This is a genomic window from Streptomyces sp. NPDC002690, from assembly GCF_053592415.1.
On record NZ_JBSFVR010000471.1, the window covers coordinates 1 to 4,943 of the forward strand.

Sequence of the window (4,943 nt, forward strand, 5' to 3'; positions counted from 1 at the left end):
CCGGCCCGCGCCCGAGGCCGCCGAACCGGCCGCCGGGGTGGTCGCACCCGTCCCCGTACCCGCGCAGCTGCGGGCGGAGATCGACGAGGCGTACGAGCACTCCGACGCCCTGCTCGACGAGGAACGGTTCGTCCAGGCCGCCGAGGTGCTCGGCGAGATCGTCGGACCCGCCGCCCGCGCGCTCGGCGGGGAGAGCCGCAAGGTGCTGGAGCTGCGGACCCGCCGCGCCGCGATCCAACTGCTCGGCGGGGACTACCGGACGGCGCTGCCCGAGTTCGACGCGCTGGCGGACGCCTACGCACGCACCGACGGCCCCACCGGTGAACACGCGCGCGCCTGCCGCGCCCAGGCGGCGCGGTGCCGGGCCGAACTCGGTCAGGTCACCGACGCGCTCTTCGCGCTGCGCGGTCTGCTCGACGTCGTACGGGCCGTCGACGGCGATCTCAGCGAGGAAGCGGTCGAACTCCGCCGCGACATCGGGATGCTGCTGCTCGCGCAGGGGCAGGCGGCGGACGCCTACCGGATTCTCCGGCCCCTGCACGACGACCTCTGTCTGGTCTTCGGGCCCACGGACGAGATGACCCAGGAGGTCGGTGAGGCGCTGGCCCTGATCGGCCTCGATCTCGACGGCCCGGCCGACTGACCCCGTCACCCCGCTCATTCCACCCCCTCGGAGAGTCCGTCCCATGCCCCACCTCGCGTTCGACGTCGGTTTCTGCGCCCAGCTCGGCAAACTCCAGAGCGGTGTCAAACAGGGGGTGTTCGACGCCTGGGAGAAGTTCGAGCGCCTCACCCTGGACCAGTTGTTCAAGGACCCGGGACTGAAGCTGGAGAGCCTGAAGCGCGCCCGGGACCCGCACATCCGGACCATCCGGATCGACCAGGGGACCCGGGGCGTCGTCCTCGCGCCCGACAAGGGCGACACCTACGTGCTGCTGCGCGTGATGCCGCACGACAAGGCGATCGACTGGGCCGTCCAGCAGAAGGCCAGCATCAACACCGTGACCCGGGCGGTCGAGATCCGTGACATCGCGATGCTCGACGAGCTGACCCCCGCCTACGAGCGCATCGCGCCCGCCCCCGACCAGCGGCTGTTCGCCAAGGTGTCCGACGGGGACCTCGCGGCGCTCGGCATCGACGAGGCCACCCTGCGCCAGGCCCGCGCTCTCACCACCCTCGAACAACTGGAGGTCTTCGCGCCGTACTTCCCCCAGGACCAGCGCGAAGTCCTCGAATACCTCGCCGCCGGCTTCACCGTCGAAGAGGTGTGGCGGGACGTGGTGTCCCTCAGCTTCTCCACCGCCCCCTCCGACACCGAACCCGTGGACACCGCGGACTTCGCGACCGCCATCCGCCGCACCACGACCCGTATCGCCCTGGTCACCGCGTCCGAGGAACTCCGCGACATCCTCGACAAACCGTTCACCGCGTGGCGGGTCTTCCTCCACCCCTCCCAGCACAAGGTCGCCTACCGGGCCAGCTACTCGGGACCGGCGCAGGTGACCGGAGGACCGGGCACCGGCAAGACCGTCGTCGCGCTCCACCGGGTACGCCACCTCCTGGGGTTCCTTCGCGACGGCGAGCGCATACTGCTCACCACGTACACCAACGCGCTCGTCGACGCGCTGCGCAGCGGGCTCGCCACCCTCGTCGAGGACGCGCACCTGCGTGACCGGGTGGACATCACCACCGTGGACGCGCTGGCCAGCCGGATCGTCGCCACTTCACGCCGGCCCCTGATGGGCGGCGAGGAGCAGGAACGCTGGGAGAGGGCCGCGAGCACGACGGGCTTCACCGGCACCGTCCAGTTCCTCGCGCAGGAGTACAAACACGTCGTCCTCGCGCAGAACCTGCGCACGTGGGAGGAGTACGAAGCCGCCGAGCGGCCCGGCCGGGGGAGCAGGCTCCCCGTCGCCCAGCGCGCGGTCGTGTGGCGTACCGTCCAGGCGTTCTCCGAAGGGCTCGCCGCCGACGGACTCCGTACCTACCTGGGCACGTGCGTGGAAGCGGCCGGCATCCTGGAAACGCAAGTCCCCCCGTACCGGCACATCGTCGTGGACGAGGCGCAGGACCTGCACCCGGCACAGTGGCGGCTGCTGCGCGCCGCCGCCCCGAGGCGCCCCGACGACCTGTTCATCGCCGGCGACCCCCATCAGCGGATCTACGACGCGAAGGTGTCGCTGAAGGCGCTCGGCATCAAGGTCGCCGGTCGCTCGACGAAGATGCGGAAGAACTACCGCAGCACCCACGAGATCCTCAGCTGGTCCACCGCGCTGCTGGTCGGCCGTCCCTTCGCGCAACTGGAGGACGACGACCGCAACGAGACGCTCCTGGGGTACCGCTCGGCCCTCCACGGCAGCGGCCCGGCCCTCCACGGGGCCGCTTCGGAGGACGAGGAGCTGGACGCCCTCGTGGCGCGGATCGGCGCCTGGACCGAGGCCGGGGTGAGCCCTTCGGACATCGGCGTCAGCGCTCGTTTCAACAAGACCTGCGCCAAGGCGATCGACCGGCTGACGGCCGCGGGCATCCCCGCGGCGCGGCTGCGGTCGGCGGGCTCCGAGGAGACACCCGCCGTCCGCGTCGGAACCATGCACTCCTTCAAGGGACTGGAGTTCCGGTGCGTGGCCGTCATCGGCGTGCACGAGGGAGCACTGCCCTACCCGGGCGCCGTGACACCGGCCGATGCGGACGCCCTCCAGCACGAGGCGGATCTGACGGCGGAACGCTGCCTGCTCTTCGTGGCCTGCACCAGGGCCCGCGACGGTCTCCACGTGTCCTGGACCGGTGCGCCGAGCCCGTTCCTGGTCGAAGCCGGAGCGGTCTGACGGTCTGACGGTCCGGCCGTCTGACGGTCTGACGGTCTGGGGCCTGCGGGGCCTGCGGAGTGAAGGCCCGAGGACCTGGCGACGTGATGGCCGCAGACGGCCGTCGGCCCGCCCCCTCCGCAAGAGCGGGAGGGAGCGGGCCGACGGCCGTGCGATTCCGGCCGGGGCGTGCGGCCGGTGCGGGGAACCGGGTGTCAGTGACCCAGGACGATGCGGTGGATCAGGTCCTTGCCGTCCGTGCCCGAGCCGGACTTGTCCACGACGTACGCGACACCGTCGGCGACCGTGACGTGGTTCGGGTTGGCGCCCGTGGCGAGGGTCTCGACGACGGCGCCCTTCTTCGGGTCGACGACCGTCACGTTGGCGTCGGTACGGTTGACGACCACCAGGCGGCCCGACTTCTTGTCGGTGGCGACGGCCAGCGGACCGTTGCCGGTGGTGACGGTCGACGTGACGGCGCCCTTCTTCAGGTCGATGACCGAGAGGGTTCCGGCGGTCTGGTTCGCGGTGTACGCGGTCTTGCCGTTGGCGGACAGGGCGACCGAGATCGCGCCGTCTCCGGCGGGGATGAAGCGCGGCGCCTTGTGCGGGGCGACCTCGATGAGGCGGTCGTTGTTCAGGTCGGCGGTGTAGACCGTGCCGGTCTTCTCGTTCAGCGTGAGGCCGGTCGGGCTGGAGCCCTCGATGGTGACCCGGCCCTTCTCCTTGAGGGTCTTGGAGTCGAACGCGACCAGGCTCGCACCGGCGAAGCTGCTCGCCCACACCGTGTCGTGCTTCTCGTCCACGACGATGTCACGGCCGTGTGCGACGTCGGGCAGGGTGGCGAGGTGCGCGCCGGTCTTCTGGCTGTAGACCGAGACGGTGTTGTTGCGGGTGTTGGTCGTCCACACGGTGTTGTGCTCGTCGTCCACCGCGACGCCGTAGACGGCCTCGACCGCGCCGGTCGCCGCGTCCGTGACCGGCGGCACGATGGTCTTCTCGACCTTCAGGGTGCGCGGGTTCACCTTCAGCAGGCTGGAGTTGGTGACCGGCGGGCGGCCCACGGCGGTGGTCGCCCACAGCACGTGATTCCGCTCGGAGTACGAGGACTGGTACAGGCCCGTCGCCAGCGAGGCGGACGTGATGGTGGAGGCGGATCCGCCCTTGTGTCCCGTGGCACTGGCGGTCGCCGTGCCGGCCAGGGCCAGCGAACCGCCGACGGCGAGGACGATGGCGGTGCTGATGGAGCGGCGGGTTACAGACGTCATGCTGCGTCAATCTCCTTGACTGGTGCGCCTCTTGTGGCGAGGCGTTGATCACTAGGTTAGCTTAGCCTTACCTAAGTTGTGAGGGTTCAGGAGTGGCTTGAGTCACAGTTCGAGGGATGGGTGAACGTTCAAGGTGTCACATGCGTCGCGGGGCGCCGTGCGCGAAGGTGCGCACAACGCCCCGCTACGAAAGGGGAGTTGCTCAAGCGGGCCGGTAGGGTGTCCTCCTGGCCGCGAGCTCGTGGTGTCGATCCGTCAGGCGGAGTGTCCCTGGGCCTGATCCTGCGGCTGCTGAGCCTGTCGCGGGTTGCGGCGGCGCAGGATGAACGTGGTGGCTCCTGCCGCTCCGACGGCACCTCCGACGGCTGCCGCTCCGGCCGCCCAGGCGATCGTCGCGTACGAGACGCCGGTGTCGACGCTCTGGACCGAGGCGGCGTTGACGGCCTCGTCGGTGGTGGTCGCCGCCGCGTCGGAGGACGTGGACGAGGAGGCCGCCGTGGCGTCGGCGGCCACCACGGTGAAGTCGACCTTGAGCGTCGTGGAGGGGTTCGGGGCGAGGAAGCGCAGCCAGTGCGCACCGGGCGTCACCTCGGCCGGAATCTCCACGTCGCCCTCGAACGACCCTTCGGCGTCGATGTCCCACTGCCCGAGGATGGCGTCGTCGTCGAGCTTGATGGTGACCACCTGCGAGGCCGGGAACTCGGTGACCTTGAAATGGAGCTTCCCGCCGGGCTGGACCTCGCTGGCGGTGATCTCCGCCTTCGCCCCGCTCGCGTTGGAGGCCACGGGTCACCGAACTGCGGGACACCCTGGGTCAGCTTCTTGGAGGCCGCCTCGGCGGCCAGGGCCCAACCCTGCTGGACGGCGGGGC

3 protein-coding genes and 1 pseudogene are annotated in these 4,943 nt (G+C 70.6%); 2 read left to right on the plus strand and 2 right to left on the minus strand.

Annotated features, from left to right (window positions below; genetic code table 11):
* Both ACWD3D_RS33485 and ACWD3D_RS33490 read left to right on the plus strand, forming a co-directional pair.
* A pseudogene (locus ACWD3D_RS33485) lies at window positions 1-643 on the plus strand (serine/threonine protein kinase); the annotation flags it as partial.
* A 43-nt stretch (window positions 644-686) separates the two neighbouring features.
* On the plus strand, window positions 687-2,825 hold the full coding sequence (locus ACWD3D_RS33490) for a UvrD-helicase domain-containing protein (RefSeq protein WP_451464479.1): 2,139 nt from the start codon (window positions 687-689) through the stop codon (window positions 2,823-2,825).
* 194 nt (window positions 2,826-3,019) lie between these two features.
* On the opposite strand, the gene ACWD3D_RS33495 is transcribed toward ACWD3D_RS33490, so the two are convergent.
* Together ACWD3D_RS33495 and ACWD3D_RS33500 are read right to left on the minus strand one after the other, a co-directional pair.
* Window positions 3,020-4,072 carry a YncE family protein gene (locus ACWD3D_RS33495; RefSeq protein WP_451464480.1) on the minus strand — a complete coding sequence of 351 codons (1,053 nt, stop codon included), beginning with the start codon at window positions 4,070-4,072 and terminating at the stop codon, window positions 3,020-3,022.
* A gap of 255 nt (window positions 4,073-4,327) precedes the next feature.
* Entirely contained in the window at window positions 4,328-4,858 is a 531-nt protein-coding gene (locus ACWD3D_RS33500; protein WP_451464481.1) for a hypothetical protein, read from the minus strand.
* Window positions 4,859-4,943 lie beyond the last annotated feature (85 nt).